The following is a 15,436-nucleotide window of genomic DNA, read 5'->3' on the forward strand; positions in this document are numbered from 1 at the left end:
TCAAAGGCATTAGCTTTATAAGCATGAAACCGCCTTTTGATGAAATGCTGGACGCCTCTGGCAAAGCACGCCCCCATTACGAAATTTTTCATAATTGGTTAAAGCAACAAAGTGACACCCTCATGGGTCTAAAGCGCGCTGAGGCAGACCTCATCTTCAGGCGTGTTGGCATCACATTTGCAGTCTATGGCGATGATCTGGGGGCAGAAAGAACTATTCCTTTTGATCAAGTACCTCGGATCTTCGCTGCAAAAGAATGGGAGCAACTAGAAACTGGCCTAAGACAGCGCGTGAAAGCACTAAACCGCTTCATCTATGACATCTATCACGATGAAGAAATCATTAAAGCGGGCATTGTTCCGGCTGAACAAATTTTTAATAATGCGCAGTATCGACCCGAGATGCGCAATATCGATGTGCCGCGTGATATTTATGCACAAATCGCTGGTATTGACATTGTTCGTGCAGGTGAAGGCGAGTTCTACGTTCTTGAAGATAACTTACGCGTCCCTTCTGGAGTTTCTTATATGGTTGAAGACCGCAAAATGATGATGCGGCTTTTCCCAGATCTATTTCAAAAATACCGAATTGCACCTGTTGAGCATTACCCAGACCTACTCTTGGAATGCCTCAAATCCGTTAAACCGGATGATGTTAAAAAACCCAATGTGGTTGTGCTAACACCTGGCATGTACAACTCCGCCTATTTTGAGCATAGTTATTTAGCGCAACAAATGGGCGTAGAGCTTGTCGAGGGCAAAGACCTATTTGTAAAAAATGAACAGGTCTATATGCGCACCACACAGGGCCCTGAGCGAGTGGATGTGATTTATCGTCGTGTTGATGATGACTTTCTAGACCCTCTTGCGTTTCGCTCGGACTCGACCTTAGGGGTCGCAGGATTATTGTCAGCATATCGTGCAGGCAACATCACTTTAGCTAATGCAATCGGCACAGGCATTGCCGATGACAAGTCAATCTACCCTTATGTACCAGACATGATTGAGTTTTATCTAGGAGAAAAACCCATCCTCAATAATGTTCCGACCTATCAATGTCGAAAACCAGAAGATCTTGCATACACCTTAGCTAATTTGGAAAAATTAGTGGTCAAGCTCACGCATGGCGCAGGTGGTTACGGGATGTTAGTGGGCCCAGCATCGAGCAAAGCGGAAATTGAAGAATTCAGGGCACACTTGGTGGCAAACCCAGATAAATACATTGCCCAACCCACACTAGCACTATCTACCTGCCCTACATTTGTGGAATCTGGTGTAGCGCCAAGACACATTGATTTACGCCCATTTGTGTTGTCTGGCAAAACCATCAAGATGGTGCCTGGCGGTCTCACTCGTGTTGCGCTCAAGGAAGGTTCACTGGTGGTGAACTCCTCTCAAGGCGGTGGCACCAAAGACACTTGGGTACTGGAGGAATAAGCCATGTTGAGCCGCACAGCTGACTGCCTATACTGGATGGCGCGCTACACAGAGCGTGCCGAGAATACCGCCCGTATGCTTGATGTAAATCATCAAACCTCTTTGTTGCCTCAGCCACCAGAATTTTTAGAGCAAAGTTGGAAAAAATTACTCACGATTTCTAAACTAGAAAATTCATTTTTGAGTAAATATGATGTAATCAATCGCGAAAATGTCTTGGATTTCATGATTTATGAAACCAGCAATCCATCGAGCATCGTATCTTGCCTATTCGCAGCTCGTGAGAATGCTCGGGTTATACGTGGAAAGATCACCTCCGAGGTGTGGGAAACGCAAAATACCACGTGGTTGGAATTGCAACGCATCTTGCAAACTAGACATCAAGCGGATCCAAGCAGGCTACTTGAATGGGTAAAACACCGCTGCCATTTATTTAGAGGCGTTATGCATGGCACGATGCTCAAAAATGAATCTTTTTACTTTATTAATGTAGGCACATTGCTTGAGCGTGCCGACAATACGGCTCGTATTTTGCAAACTAAGTATGAAGACCAAGAAGCACTTTCGGCAATAGGCAAACCGCAGGCGATCGAAAAAGAATCTAGTGGAGAATTTTTTGATTTCTATCACTGGGCGGCCTTATTAAGATCCGTATCCGCATTTGAAATTTATCGTCAAATTTATTCAGATCAAGTCACTCCGAAGCAAGTGGCAGAGCTTTTGATTTTCAATAAACAAATGCCAAGATCACTCGTCAGTTGCGTAAATGAATTAATTCCCCTCGTATCCGAAGTGAAGAATCAGCAATCCAAAGAAATTGAACGCCTGCTAGGAAAACTCAAAGCTAGCTTGGATTATTCAGATGTTGATGAAGTCTTTTCACAGGGCTTGGAGGAATTCATCGAGAATTTTCTAGAAAGAATTAATCACATCGCTGATGAATTCAGTAGCGCCTACCTTATTCCCCTAGCTGTGGCCTAGAGCGACATACCTATGCACCTCAAAATACGACACCGCACCGAATATCGATATGAGACTCCAGTACGCTACTCTATTCAAGAGTTGCGATTGACTCCGCCCACCACAGATGGACAGAAAGTGGAACGCTGGAAGATTAATACGCCAATTAAAGCCTCTAACTCTATTGATGCATTCAATAATCTCTGTAGTGTCTTTGTTCAGGAAGCTTCATATACCTCGATGATGATCGAGGCAGAAGGTGAAATCCTCACTCAAGATGCGCATGAGTATGTAGATGACCCTAAAGCAGTTTCACCCTACTACCTTTTGCAACAAACGAAGCTGACGGAACCCTCGGAGGAAATGCTAAATTACTTCTCCTCTTCGCTTCCCAAGAAAAATACGATTGATGAGATCCTGAAATTAGCATCCGCAGTCCAAGGCGCAATTGAGTATGTTCCAGGCAAAACCAACTTTGCTACTACCGCAGCCCAATCCTTTGCCATGAAATCTGGCGTATGCCAGGATCATGCCCACGTGATGCTGAGCCTTTGCAGAGCAGCGCAAATCCCTGCGCGTTATGTCAGCGGCTACTTTTTTGCTGAAGAATCCCCTAATTTGGCTAGCCATGCCTGGATCGATTTTTGCAGTGACATCAATGGTGGGGTCTGGAATAGCGTAGACATTACACATGCCTGCTTAACTGATGCGCGACATGTTCGCCTGGCGATTGGCTGTGATTATTACTCCGCTGCGCCTGTTAAAGGCGTTCGCACTGGCGGAGTTGGCGAGGAACTGACCGCAAATATCTCCATCCAGCAGCTATCCTAACGCTTGAGTAGGATCTTCAAGGCGTTAAGGGATAATAGTCAAAACAATTAAGGAAAGATGTAGATGACGTATTGCGTTGGGCTTTGCCTGAAAGATGGTCTTGTATTTTTATCCGACACCCGCACCAATGCTGGAGTCGATCAAATAGGGACATTTCGGAAGATGGCTCTATTTCAGAAAGATGGCGATCGTTTCTTTGCCATGATGAGTGCTGGCAATCTTGCTGTTACCCAGGCAGTAAAAGAAATTTTGCTTCAAGGTCAACTCTTTAATGGTATAAATCTTTGGAATGCCGAGAACTCGCATGATGCTGCCGTTGTGATTGGCGAGGCGGTCAAACAAGTTTACGATCGAGACCACAAAGCGCTTGAAAAGGCCGGGATTGACTTCAATTGCAATCTCATCTTCGGTGGCCAGGTAAAAAATGAGAGACCGCGCTTATTTAATATCTATTCCGCTGGTAATTTTATTGAGGCCACCCCAGAAACCTGCTACTTTCAAATTGGCGAATCCAAATATGGGAAACCTATTCTAGATAGAGTGTTAAATTTTTCAACACCACTAAATCTGGCAACTAAATGCGCACTGATTTCAATGGATTCCACGTTAAAAAGTAATATCTCGGTAGGCGTTCCATTAGACATGGTAGTCTATGAAAAAGATTCTTTGCAGGCCACCAAGACTGTCACACTTGATGAAGATAATCCCTATTTCGCCATGATTCATAGCTCATGGGGCGAAAAATTACGTGAAGCATTTAATTCCATTCCAGAGCCAAACTGGCATGGCGGAAAAAAATCTAATGTGATTTCAGTGCCAGCGAGGAAGATGGGAGCAATACCTATTCATAAGCTATCTTCGAAGGCAAATAAACCTTCTAAGCCTTCATCAAGAGTAAATCCCAAAAGACCTACGAAAAAATCCGCAACAAAGAAAAAAGCCTAGAGTTTTCTCCAGGCTTTTTTTAGTTACGCTTGATTGAAGTTAGGCTTTTAAACTCTTGCCCAACATTTCCCAAGTTTCCACTACGCTGTCTGGATTAAGTGAGATTGAAGTAATGCCCTTCTCAACCAACCAACGCGCAAAGTCTGGGTGATCAGATGGACCTTGACCGCAGATACCGACGTATTTATCTTGCTTGCGGCAGGCAACAATGGAGCGCTCAACCATAAACTCAACCGCTGGATCACGCTCATCAAAGTCAATCGCCAGCAATTCCATACCGGAGTCACGATCAAGACCGAGTGTTAGTTGGGTCATATCGTTTGAACCGATAGAGAAGCCGTCAAAATACTCTAAGAACTGATCGGCAAGAATTGCGTTTGATGGGATCTCGCACATCATAATAAGGCGCAAGCCATTGACGCCACGCTTGAGACCAAACTTCTCCATCATATTAATGACGCGCTCAGCTTGCTTGATGGTACGCACGAATGGAACCATGATCTCAACGTTATCAAGACCCATGTCTTCACGCACACGCTTCATTGCTGCACATTCAAGCGCGAATGCCTCGCCAAACTCTTCCGATACGTAGCGGGATGCACCACGGAAACCCAACATCGGGTTTTCTTCATCAGGCTCATAACGAGAACCGCCAATGAGTTTCTTGTACTCGTTTGACTTAAAGTCTGACAAACGCACGATTACTGGCTTTGGATAAAAAGCGGCGGCAATAGTCGCTACACCCTCAACTAACTTATCCTCATAGAATTGGCGTGGGCTTGCATAGCCACGAGCAACGCTTTCCACTGCGCGCTTGAGATCGGGATCAATATTTGGGTACTCCAACACTGCGCGTGGATGCACACCAATGTAGTTATTGATGATGAACTCTAAGCGAGCCAATCCAACGCCTGCGTTTGGCAATTGACAGAAGTCAAATGCCAACTGTGGGTTACCGATATTCATGGTGATCTTGACGGGGATATCTGGCAATGCGCCACGAGAAACTTCAGTCACTTCGGTTTCAATCAAGCCATCATAAATATGGCCTTCATCACCCTCGGCACAAGATACAGTCACTACCATGCCATCTTGCAATTGCTCAGTGGCATCACCACAACCAACCACTGCAGGTACACCTAATTCACGGGCAATAATTGCCGCGTGGCAAGTACGACCACCACGATTGGTCACAATCGCGGAAGCACGCTTCATAACCGGCTCCCAGTTTGGGTCAGTCATGTCGGCAACCAATACATCACCAGGCTGCACACGGTCCATTTCACTTGGATCACGGATTACGCGTACTGGACCAGCGCCAATCTTTTGACCAATCGCACGGCCTTTTGCCAATACCTTAGAGCTACCTTTAAGTTTGTAGCGCATCTCAACTTGACCGGCTGCTTGGCTCTTCACTGTCTCAGGACGTGCTTGCAAAATATAGATACGACCATCTTGACCATCCTTGCCCCACTCAATATCCATTGGGCGACCATAATGTTTCTCAATGATCACTGCGTATTTTGCTAACTCTGTAATATCTGCATCTTCCAAAGAAAAACGATTACGCTTTTCAGGGGTGACATCTACCGTTTGTACTTTTTCAGCAGACCCCTTTGGAGCAAATTGCATTTGAATCAATTTGGATCCCAAGGTACGACGAATGATCGCTTTTTTACCTTGCGCTAAGGTGGTCTTGAATACATAAAACTCGTCTGGGTTTACAGCGCCCTGCACAACAGTTTCACCTAAACCATAGCTAGATGTAATGAAAACCACATCCTCAAATCCGGATTCGGTATCCAGCGTAAACATCACGCCAGAAGCGCCTAAGTCAGAACGCACCATGCGCTGAATACCAGCCGATAAGGCAACCTCTTCATGGGCAAAGCCCTTATGAACACGATAGGAGATAGCGCGGTCGTTATAAAGAGAAGCGAAAACTTCGCGAATCTTGCTTAATACATCCTCAATTCCCTCGACATTCAGGAATGTTTCTTGCTGACCAGCGAACGAAGCATCAGGCAAGTCTTCCGCAGTAGCGGATGAGCGAACAGCAAACGAGCCTTTACCAGAATCGTCTAGTGTTGCGAATGCCTTGCGAATATCTTCCTCAAGCTTTGGCTGAAATGGCGCAGTTTCGATCCACTCGCGAATCTCTGCACCCGCTTGTGCCAATGCACGCACATCATCAATATTGAGACCTTCTAAACGCTTTTGAATACGCTCGGTCAAATTGTTATGTTTCAGAAAATCACGAAACGCCAATGCAGTTGTCGCAAAACCAGTTGGTACACGAACCCCTGTTGAAGCGAGCTGTGAAATCATTTCACCTAAAGATGCATTTTTACCGCCGACTGACTCAACATCCGTCATTCGAAGCTGCTCAAAAGGCAAAACATAGGCGTTAGCCATACTGCTATTTTGTTGCTGTTGGTTGGACATAAAATACTCTCAAAAGATAAGGAAACTGGTCAAGCGGTCGCCTAAAATGCGACTTCATTTAATATGATTCTATTGTAGTTCTGACCCCACATTTAGGCCAAATTGATGTCTACTGAAACCCGCATTGTTTTTATTGTCTCTGACGGCACAGGCATTACCGCCGAAAACTTCAGCCAGTCGATTTTGGCGCAATTTGAGGCCAGTTTTAAGCATATCCGGATCCCTTTTGTGGACAGCGTTGATAAAGCTCATGCTGCCGTCAGCAGCATCAATCAGGCGGCCAATAAATACGGGGCTCAACCTATCGTTTTCACCACCTTGGTGAACGCTGAACTCAATTCCATCGTTGGCAAGGCTAATGGACTCATTTTGGACATGTTTCAGACCTTCGTAGCCCCTCTTGAGGCTGCCCTAGGCATGAAATCCACCCATGCCATGAACCGCCTACACCATAATGCTGATACTGAAGCCTATAAGAACCGGATTGAGGCGATCAACTACTCCTTGGCACACGATGACGGCCAATCCAACCAAAACCTTGCTGAGGCTGACGTTATTTTGGTGGGAATATCTCGCGTTGGGAAAACGCCGACGAGTCTCTACTTGGCGATGCAGTATGGTTTAAAGGCTGCGAACTACCCATTAATTCCCGAGGATTTTGAACGAGGTCAACTACCTAAGGATTTAGTCCCTTATCGCCAAAAAATCTTTGGCCTCATGATTGATGCGGAACGTCTTTCAGAAATCCGCAATGAACGTCGCCCTGGCAGCAACTATGCCAAGCTTGAAAACTGCCGTTATGAAATTAACGAAGCGACAGCGATGATGAAAAAACAATCTATTCCTTGGGTGATGACAACTAGTAAATCCATCGAAGAAATCGCTACTACAGTATTGCAAGCAATCAAATCCGATAAAACGATTTTAGGCTAATGTCGGTTGGTTAACTGCGTCGAATGCGGACGGTTTCAAACAAACAAATTGCGGCTGCTGTAGAAACGTTTAAGGACTCTACACGCGGATCAATCGGAATAGAAACTCCCTTTGCTTGCGCTAGCAGATCTTCGGATACGCCTAGACCTTCACTTCCCATCACCCAAGCTACGGGTTTCAGTAATTCTTGCTTCAAATTAAAAAGGTCTTGCTCAGCGTCAGCTGTTGCAGCCATCAGAGGGGCTGTAACAGCGCTTAATACTTGTTGATTGGTCCAGCCCTCATATAGATCCAATAAATGATGGGCACCCATTCCCGCACGCAAAACCTTGTTGGACCAGAGATGAGCACAACCCGATAAAGCAATGATCTGTGTAAATCCAGCTGCTGCAGCCGTGCGCAGAATAGTACCAACATTACCCGCATCTTGAATCCGATCCAATATCACGACATCCCCATCAAGATTTGCGATCGATTGAGGGGATGTTAAAGATGATTTTGGTAAGCTTAATAACCCAGCAATGTGAGGAGCATTAACCAAGTCACTTAATACATTCCAGAGGGCGCTGTCCAGTTGATAGACCTTAGTCTCTGGACAAATTTCAAGATGGGAATAAACAGCCTGGGAAATTTCGGGATTTTGCAAACCCATCCCGGAAGTAAAGAGCGTCTTTAACGCGGGATCACCCACCCAAGTCTGAACGAGATGAATTCCTTCAAGTAATGCGCATCCACTATTTAATCGAGCCTTCTGCCCTTTAGATCCTGTCGCTTGTAATAAACGCAGTTCCTTGAACAGCGGATTCTCTTTAGAGGTAATTTGATCAAAGTTCATTATTCAACTTGCAAGAGATTCCAAAACTTCTCGGACCGGGGAAAAACTTCGGCGATGCTCAGAGCAAGCGCCATACTGTTTCAGGGCAGCAAAATGCGCCTCAGTAGGATAGCCCATATGTTGAGCAAACCCATATTCTGGATATCGGTCATGCAGATGCATCATTTGTCGATCACGAGTCACTTTTGCAATGATAGAAGCCGCAGAAATTGCAGGCTCTTTTGCGTCACCCTTAATAATTGCCTCAGCTGGTATGGGTAGCTCGGGACATCGATTGCCATCAATTAACGCTTTCTCTGGCCAAGCACCCAAACGAATACTTAAATCCTCTATAGCGCGACGCATAGCCAACATGGTTGCCTGCAATATATTGATCTGATCAATCTCGACTGGACTGGCTTCACCAACGCCCCAAGCTTTCGCGTTTTCCAGAATTTGCTCATATAAAAAATCGCGCTTTGCTGCTGTCAATTTTTTAGAATCTTTTAGACCATCAATAGGCTTGGCTGGATCAAGAACTACTGCACCAGCAACGACTGCGCCTACTAAAGGGCCGCGGCCTGCCTCATCCACCCCGCAAACCCAAAGAACACTCATGAAGCAATTCGTCCGATACGACGATCCATAATAGTTTGCGCTACAGCTTGAGCCACTAGGAGACCTGTTGGGCGACGCAAAGTTTCATGCATTTTTGTAAAACGCTCTTTTAACTGCGCAACCTTGCTTGGATGATTTAACCACTCCAAAATCGCAGCACTTAATTTTTCTGGGGTTGCATCACTTTGCAATAACTCTGGCACAACAAACTCGCCACACAAAATGTTAGGCAAGCCAACATATGGCAAATATCCCTGGCGTTTCATGATCTGAGCAGTAAGCCAAGGCACTTTATATGAAATCACCATTGGCTTTTTCCAGAGGGCAGCCTGCAAAGTGGCAGTCCCACTCGCAATGAGTACAACATCAGACGCCTCCAAAACCTCATCTGCCATGCCATCAAGCAAATGAATTTGGATATCAGGAAATTGATTCTGGGTTGCTTTTGATAGGACCTCTAGAGGTGCTCGCAAACGTGGAGTAGCAACCGGAATCAGGAAATGGAGTTTTTGACCTTGCAGCTTCTTTGCCAGTAGCTGCATCGTTTCAAAAAACACAGGGGCTATTAGCTCAATCTCCGAAGATCGGCTCCCAGGTAACACTGCGATGACTAATCCCTCTAAACCATCTTTGCCATTGCGATCTAGATGAAGTGCTTGCGCAATCTTTTCCCTAGCTTGAGATGTATTTGGCTCTAACGGAATTTCACTTGCTAGAGGGTGTCCTACATAAGTAGAGGCTACGCCTGCGCGATCATAGATCTCGGTTTCAAAAGGGAAGATACACAACATGCGATCAACCGCTTGCGCGATTTTTTTGATACGCCCTGCTCTCCACGCCCAAATTGATGGAGAAACCAAATGCAAAGTGGGAATACCCACCTTTCGTAATTGAAGCTCAACACCCAAATTAAAGTCAGGAGCATCAACCCCTAAAAAGACATCAGGCCGTCCATCACCCAAAAGATTGGTGATTAACTCTTTACGCAATTTCAAAATGGCAGGCAATTGCTTTATTGCCTCAACATAGCCCCGCACACTCAAGGTTTCCATGGGCCAATCGGAGCGCATACCCTGTGCCTGCATACGCGGACCACCAATGCCGTATACCTCCAGGCCTGCCATGTCCGGAATTTGATTTAAGGCACTCAGAACTGGCGCAGCTAATAAGTCGCCAGAAGGTTCGCCAGCTACACAAGCTAACTTTGGCAAGGTATTCCCGTTATCGAATGATGCCGCGTGTTGAGGCTGCAATAAAGTCATGGAACTGCGCGAGCTTTTCTGCAGTCGCTGGATCAGCGGCACTCGCAGATACCATCTTCTGAATTTCCGCCTTTGCCTCTTCAAAACTTAAGCCATCTTTGTAAAGAACTTTATAAGCTTGACGCAAAGCGGAAATAGTTTCGCTTGAAAAGCCGCGGCGCTTTAAGCCCTCAACATTAATGCCATGCGGAGAAGCCTTATCGCCCGCCGCAATGACAAAAGGCGGGATATCCTGCACCAAGGCAGATGCGCCACCCAACATGGCATGCTGACCAATACGCACAAATTGATGTACGCCAGACATACCACCCATAATTGCCCAATCACTCACTTGGACATGCCCAGCGATCTGAGCATTACTAGAGAAGATGGTGTGATTTCCAACCTGACAATCATGGGCAATATGAACATAAGCCATGATCCAGTTATCGTTGCCAATGCGGGTGATGCCCTCATCTTGCGATGTACCCGTATGAATAGTCGTGAACTCACGAACGGTATTACGATCCCCAATAATGAGTTGAGTTGGTTCACCGCGGTACTTCATATCCTGCGGCGGTCCACCAATCGCGGCAAAGTGAGCGAAGTTATTTTCCTTACCAATGGTGGTGTGACCCTCAATCACGGTGTGAGAGCCTACCTTGGTGCCCGCGCCGATTTTGACATTGGGGCCAATAACAGAGTACGGGCCAACCTCAACATCGCTGGCAAGCTCAGCCTTGCTATCTACTACTGCAGATGCATGAATCCGAGTCATTACGCGCCCTTCGTCCGAACTGCGCAAGTAATATTCGCTTCCGCAGCGATCTCGCCGTCAACCGTTGCCTGAACAGCAAACTTATAAATGCCAGCGCGTCCACGTTCCAATTTTGCAGTCATGATCAACTGATCGCCAGGCAGCACTGGCTTTTTGAAACGCGCGCCATCAATTCCAGCAAAGTAATAAATCGCATCTTCAGCGCGCTCTTCAGAAAACGTGAGCAATGCAGCTGTTTGCGCTAAGGCCTCAATAATCAAAACGCCGGGCATCACTGGAAAATCTGGAAAATGTCCCTGAAAGAATGGCTCGTTCATAGTCACATTCTTTAACGCGGTAATAGTTTCGCGAGGAGTAATTTCAATCACGCGATCGACCAATAAAAATGGATAACGATGTGGCAATAATTGCAAAATTTTATTGATGTCAATTGCGATTGGTGTACTCATAACATGGCTACCTAAGTTTGTATTTTCTTGATCTAAATCCGAAGATTATTGACCTCTACTTTTTATCTAATAATCGTAAACGTTGACGTATTTTATCTAGGCCGCGCAAGATTGCCGCATTCTTTTCCCAAGCTGCATGCAACATCGATGGATAAACACCCGTGAAATGCTGACCAGGCTCTGTAATAGAGCGAATAATCGAGGTATTGCCAGAAATGGTCGTTCTGTCAGCGATCGTTAAATGTCCGGCAAAATTAGCCGCGCCACCGATGATGCAGAAGTTGCCGATCTTCGTACTACCTGAAATTGCTGCACAACCTGCGATGACGCAGCACTTTCCTACGATCACATTGTGCGCAATCTGAACTTGATTATCAATCTTAGTTCCCGAGCCAACTACAGTATCGCTCATAGCACCACGATCAATTGTGGTTGATGCGCCAATCTCAACATCGTCACCGATCACCACATTACCAGTTTGGGGTATTTTGACCCACTCACCACCTGTCGCAGAAAAGTCTGGAGCAAATCCAAATCCGTCTGACCCAATGACTGCGCCACTATGAATAATGCAACGCTCACCAATCCGCGTACCAGAGTAAAGAGATGCAGATGGATAGATCAGGGAATCACTCGCAATTACACTATCTCTTGCAATAGACGTATTGCCCAGAATCACAACCCGCTCACCCAACTTTACATTTGGCCCGATTTGCACAAATGGGCCAATATGGCATGAGGCGGGAATAACTGCCGAAGAATCAATTACCGCGCTTGCATGAATACCCGGAGCATGAGTCGGAGTGTTTTGTTTTGCAAAATGCTGCGCCATTCTGGCAAAAGTTGCATAAGGGTTCTGCGCAATAAAATAAACGCGTTTCGCGAAATGCTGGCCAGGGTTGGCTTGCAAAAATTCAAAATCGGATTTACTTACAATGAGCGCTCCCGCGCTACTATCAGCAGCCTGCTGACGATATAGGGGATTCGATAAAAACGAGATTTGGTTTTGTGCTGCCCGCTCTAAAGGGGCTAAGCCAACAAAGGGGCTGGAAGCCTCCCCCACCAAGCTTGCTTGAAACTGATTGGCCAGCTCGATGGCGGTAGGCATAGATTACTTCTGGCTATTTAATGCCTTGATGACATCATCAGTAATATCGGCTTTTGGACTTGCAAAGGCCGCTTCCTGAACAATGATGTCCAATTTGCGTTGTTCCGCAATCTGACGCAAAACCGCATTTGCCTTTTCTGCAATCTTTGCGCGCTCTTCAAAAGTACGCTGATTGAGATCCTCAGTGAACTCGCGCTGCTTGCGTTGTAATTCACGATCTTGGTCTGCTAAATCACGCTGACGACGAACACGATCCGCCTCACTTATTACCGCTGCATCGCGATCTAACTTCTCGGCTGCAGTCTGAATTTTTTGCGCGCTGTCACGCAAATCATTCTGGCGCTTGGTAAATTCATTCTGCAAACGAGTCTGCATTGCCTTAGCAAGATTCGATTCGTTAAATACCTTTTCAGAATTTACGACAGCAACTCGCGTACCAGCATCTTGCGCAAAAACCTGCGGGACTGAAATTGCGAGAGTAATAACAGTCAAAATCCATTGAAGTGATTTAGGTGATTTAACAAACTTCATAAATACTTTCCTTAAACATTTAAAACGCCGTACCAACCTGGAACTGCAAACGTTGAATATTATCCGTAGGCTGAGCCTTGTACGGAATACCATAGCTAAACTTTAGAGGCCCAAGCGGTGATATCCATGATAAACCCAAACCATAAGAGTATCTAAGAACCAAATTAATATTTTGCCCAAAAGCATTACCGCCATCCGCAAAACCAAAAACTCGCAAGGTTTTATCGACCCCAGACCCAGGAACTGGAACCGTGTACTCTAAATTAGTTACGATTTTTGACTGACCACCAGTAGGCTGCCAAGCTCCGATAATCGTGTTGTAGTACTGTGGCCCAAGGGACCCAGGCGAGTATCCTCGCACAGACCCGATACCACCCACATAGTAGTTTTTAGTGATTGGATAAGGGTTATTTCCATAAGCCTGACCATAACCAACCTCTCCGTTAAATGAGAGGATGTTTCCCTTAGAGAAAGAGTGATATTTCTGATACTGACCAAATAAACGATAAAAGGTCATATTCCCAACAGGCGTTCCAGCTTCTGCTGACAATTGCTGCAAAGAACCATCCGACGGAATTAGCGCGCTATCACGACCATCGCGCGCCCACCCAACTGTTAAGGGGACGTTATAGGTTGTCAAGGTACCAGGGTATCCAGGAGATGCAATTCCATAGCTCATTGCATAATTTAGATAAGGCTGCGGAGTATTTTCCGTAGTCTGAATTTGGAAAGCCTCAACACCCGATCCGAAAAATACTCGGTCAACTTCAGTGTATGGCACTCCAAATTTAATGTTTGTACCAACGGATTTAATTTGGTAATCAGGATCGCCGACGTAATACAAAGGCTTTGATGATCGATAGTACAAATCGGTATAGCGACTAATTCCCTCTTCAGTAAAATAGGGATCGTAATTAGAGAGGGTTAAGTTTTGATTTATTTTTCCCAATGAGGCATTAAGACCAACTGAAGTTCCAGTACCAAAAGCATTATCCTGATTGACGCCGGCAGATAATATTAATTTTTCAGTAGAAGAGAATCCAGCGCCAACCGTCACTGCCCCGGTAGGTTTTTCAGTTACTTTCACATTGACGTCCACCTGATCCGGGGAACCAGGCACATCTTCAGTTGTAATGTCTGTTTCAGTGAAGTACCCTAGACGGCCAAGTCGTTTTTTAGATAAATCAATTTTTTCACTATCAAACCAAGAGCTCTCGAACTGACGCATTTCGCGGCGAATCACCATGTCACGCGTCTTCGCATTTCCCGAGATCTCAACCTTTCGCACATATACACGACGACCTGGATCAATCACTAAAGTGACATCGACCTCGGATAGGTCGCGACGAATATCTGGCTGTGGATTGATAGTGGCAAATGCATACCCATAGGCACCTAGAACATCAGCAATCGCTTTTGTACTCTGCGTTAATAGAGCAGATGAATAGGTGTCGCCAGACTTCAATACGATTAATTCCTTAAGCTCAGATTCTTTACCTAATAACTCGCCAGCCAAACGAACATCTCTGACGGTAAATTTTTTACCCTCATTGATACTAATGGTTAAGTAAATTGCCTTCTTATCAGGAGTAATCGAAACTTGAGTGGCTTCATAAGTAAATTCCAAGTAACCACGATTCAAATAGTATGAGCGGATAGCCTCCAGATCTGCCATCAATTTTTGCTTCGAATACAAATTATCTTTGCTATACCAAGACAGCCAACCGCCAGTTTTAAGCTGCATCTCACTTCTAAGAGTGCCCTCACTAAAAGCTGCATTACCAATAAAGTTAATTTCTTCAATTTTGGCAACAGGGCCTTCATCAACATTGAAATAGACGGCCACTTGATTACGCTCAACCGGAGTTACTGTAGCCACTACCTCGGCAGCAAACATACCTTTTCCAACGTAGGCACGCTTCAATTCTTGCTCAGCCTTGTCTATTAAGGCTTTATCATAAAAACGAGCTTCAGCAACGCCAACAACTTGCAACGATTTTCGAATGCTTTCGGGCTGAAATTCTTTCATACCCGTAAACTCCATCCGCGAGATGGTGGGACGCTCATCAACAATCACAATAAGGACATCACCCTGCGCTTGAATTTGCACATCCCTAAAGAATCCTGTGCTGTAAAGAGCTTTAATTGCTTCAGCACCCTTTTCTTCTGTAAATGTGTCGCCAACCTGCACAGACAAATAACTGAATACGGTTCCAGGCTCTACCCGCTGCAAACCCTCTACTCGGATATCTTTAACAACGAAAGAATCTGCTGCATGAACATGCAAACTCAATCCAATAGATAAAAGCAGAATGAGTCTTGCTAAAAATCGCATAAGGCCGAAGGA

At 45.5% G+C, this 15,436-nt stretch carries 14 protein-coding genes; 5 read left to right on the top strand and 9 right to left on the bottom strand.

The genetic code is table 11. The annotated features are described in order from the left end of the window. Positions 1 to 23: 23 nt before the first annotated feature. The 4 genes from DCO17_RS07515 (at position 24) to DCO17_RS07530 (ending at position 4,172) form a co-directional block, all read left to right on the top strand. Entirely contained in the window at positions 24 to 1,436 is a 1,413-nt protein-coding gene (locus DCO17_RS07515) for a circularly permuted type 2 ATP-grasp protein (protein WP_173956127.1), read from the top strand. Between the two features lie 3 nt (positions 1,437 to 1,439). Further along, positions 1,440 to 2,417, top strand: a complete 978-nt coding sequence (locus DCO17_RS07520; protein WP_173956128.1) for an alpha-E domain-containing protein — start codon at positions 1,440 to 1,442, stop codon at positions 2,415 to 2,417. A 12-nt stretch (positions 2,418 to 2,429) separates the two neighbouring features. After that, complete coding sequence (locus tag DCO17_RS07525) at positions 2,430 to 3,227, top strand: transglutaminase family protein (protein ID WP_173956129.1); 798 nt, start codon at positions 2,430 to 2,432, stop codon at positions 3,225 to 3,227. A gap of 63 nt (positions 3,228 to 3,290) precedes the next feature. Further along, positions 3,291 to 4,172 carry a proteasome-type protease gene (locus DCO17_RS07530; protein ID WP_173956130.1) on the top strand — a complete coding sequence of 294 codons (882 nt, stop codon included), beginning with the start codon at positions 3,291 to 3,293 and terminating at the stop codon, positions 4,170 to 4,172. Positions 4,173 to 4,211: 39 nt separating this feature from the next. Here DCO17_RS07530 and ppsA read toward each other — a convergent pair whose 3' ends face one another. Beyond that, complete coding sequence (gene ppsA / locus DCO17_RS07535; protein ID WP_173956131.1) at positions 4,212 to 6,617, bottom strand: phosphoenolpyruvate synthase; 2,406 nt, start codon at positions 6,615 to 6,617, stop codon at positions 4,212 to 4,214. 105 nt (positions 6,618 to 6,722) lie between these two features. Between ppsA and ppsR the strand changes: the two genes are divergently transcribed. Then, the gene (ppsR, locus tag DCO17_RS07540; protein ID WP_173956132.1) at positions 6,723 to 7,550 is read left to right on the top strand and encodes a posphoenolpyruvate synthetase regulatory kinase/phosphorylase PpsR; all 828 of its coding nucleotides are present in this window, start codon (positions 6,723 to 6,725) and stop codon (positions 7,548 to 7,550) included. Positions 7,551 to 7,560: 10 nt separating this feature from the next. Here the strand turns inward: ppsR and DCO17_RS07545 are convergent, their stop codons facing one another. Genes DCO17_RS07545 through bamA form a run of 8 tightly spaced genes read right to left on the bottom strand, consistent with a single transcriptional unit; the run spans position 7,561 to position 15,424 of the window. Beyond that, complete coding sequence (locus DCO17_RS07545; RefSeq protein WP_173956133.1) at positions 7,561 to 8,385, bottom strand: TrmH family RNA methyltransferase; 825 nt, start codon at positions 8,383 to 8,385, stop codon at positions 7,561 to 7,563. Positions 8,386 to 8,388: 3 nt separating this feature from the next. Then, the gene (rnhB, locus tag DCO17_RS07550; protein WP_173956134.1) at positions 8,389 to 8,982 is read right to left on the bottom strand and encodes a ribonuclease HII; all 594 of its coding nucleotides are present in this window, start codon (positions 8,980 to 8,982) and stop codon (positions 8,389 to 8,391) included. Continuing rightward, positions 8,979 to 10,244, bottom strand: coding sequence for a lipid-A-disaccharide synthase (gene lpxB, locus DCO17_RS07555; protein ID WP_173956135.1), 1,266 nt, complete (start codon positions 10,242 to 10,244; stop codon positions 8,979 to 8,981). The genes rnhB and lpxB overlap by 4 nt, the downstream gene beginning before the upstream one ends. Beyond that, positions 10,204 to 11,001 carry an acyl-ACP--UDP-N-acetylglucosamine O-acyltransferase gene (gene lpxA / locus DCO17_RS07560; RefSeq protein ID WP_173956136.1) on the bottom strand — a complete coding sequence of 266 codons (798 nt, stop codon included), beginning with the start codon at positions 10,999 to 11,001 and terminating at the stop codon, positions 10,204 to 10,206. Before lpxA ends, lpxB begins: the two co-directional genes overlap by 41 nt. Next, positions 11,001 to 11,450: a 3-hydroxyacyl-ACP dehydratase FabZ gene (gene fabZ, locus DCO17_RS07565; RefSeq protein ID WP_173956137.1), complete on the bottom strand. Its 450-nt coding sequence runs from the start codon at positions 11,448 to 11,450 to the stop codon at positions 11,001 to 11,003. Before fabZ ends, lpxA begins: the two co-directional genes overlap by 1 nt. Positions 11,451 to 11,505: 55 nt before the next feature. Next, positions 11,506 to 12,558, bottom strand: a complete 1,053-nt coding sequence (gene lpxD / locus DCO17_RS07570; protein ID WP_173956138.1) for a UDP-3-O-(3-hydroxymyristoyl)glucosamine N-acyltransferase — start codon at positions 12,556 to 12,558, stop codon at positions 11,506 to 11,508. A 3-nt stretch (positions 12,559 to 12,561) separates the two neighbouring features. Next, the gene (locus tag DCO17_RS07575; RefSeq protein ID WP_173956139.1) at positions 12,562 to 13,089 is read right to left on the bottom strand and encodes an OmpH/Skp family outer membrane protein; all 528 of its coding nucleotides are present in this window, start codon (positions 13,087 to 13,089) and stop codon (positions 12,562 to 12,564) included. A 19-nt stretch (positions 13,090 to 13,108) separates the two neighbouring features. Next, the gene (gene bamA / locus DCO17_RS07580; RefSeq protein WP_173956140.1) at positions 13,109 to 15,424 is read right to left on the bottom strand and encodes an outer membrane protein assembly factor BamA; all 2,316 of its coding nucleotides are present in this window, start codon (positions 15,422 to 15,424) and stop codon (positions 13,109 to 13,111) included. Positions 15,425 to 15,436 lie beyond the last annotated feature (12 nt).

The organism is Polynucleobacter tropicus (assembly GCF_013307225.1).
GTDB lineage: Bacteria > Pseudomonadota > Gammaproteobacteria > Burkholderiales > Burkholderiaceae > Polynucleobacter > Polynucleobacter tropicus.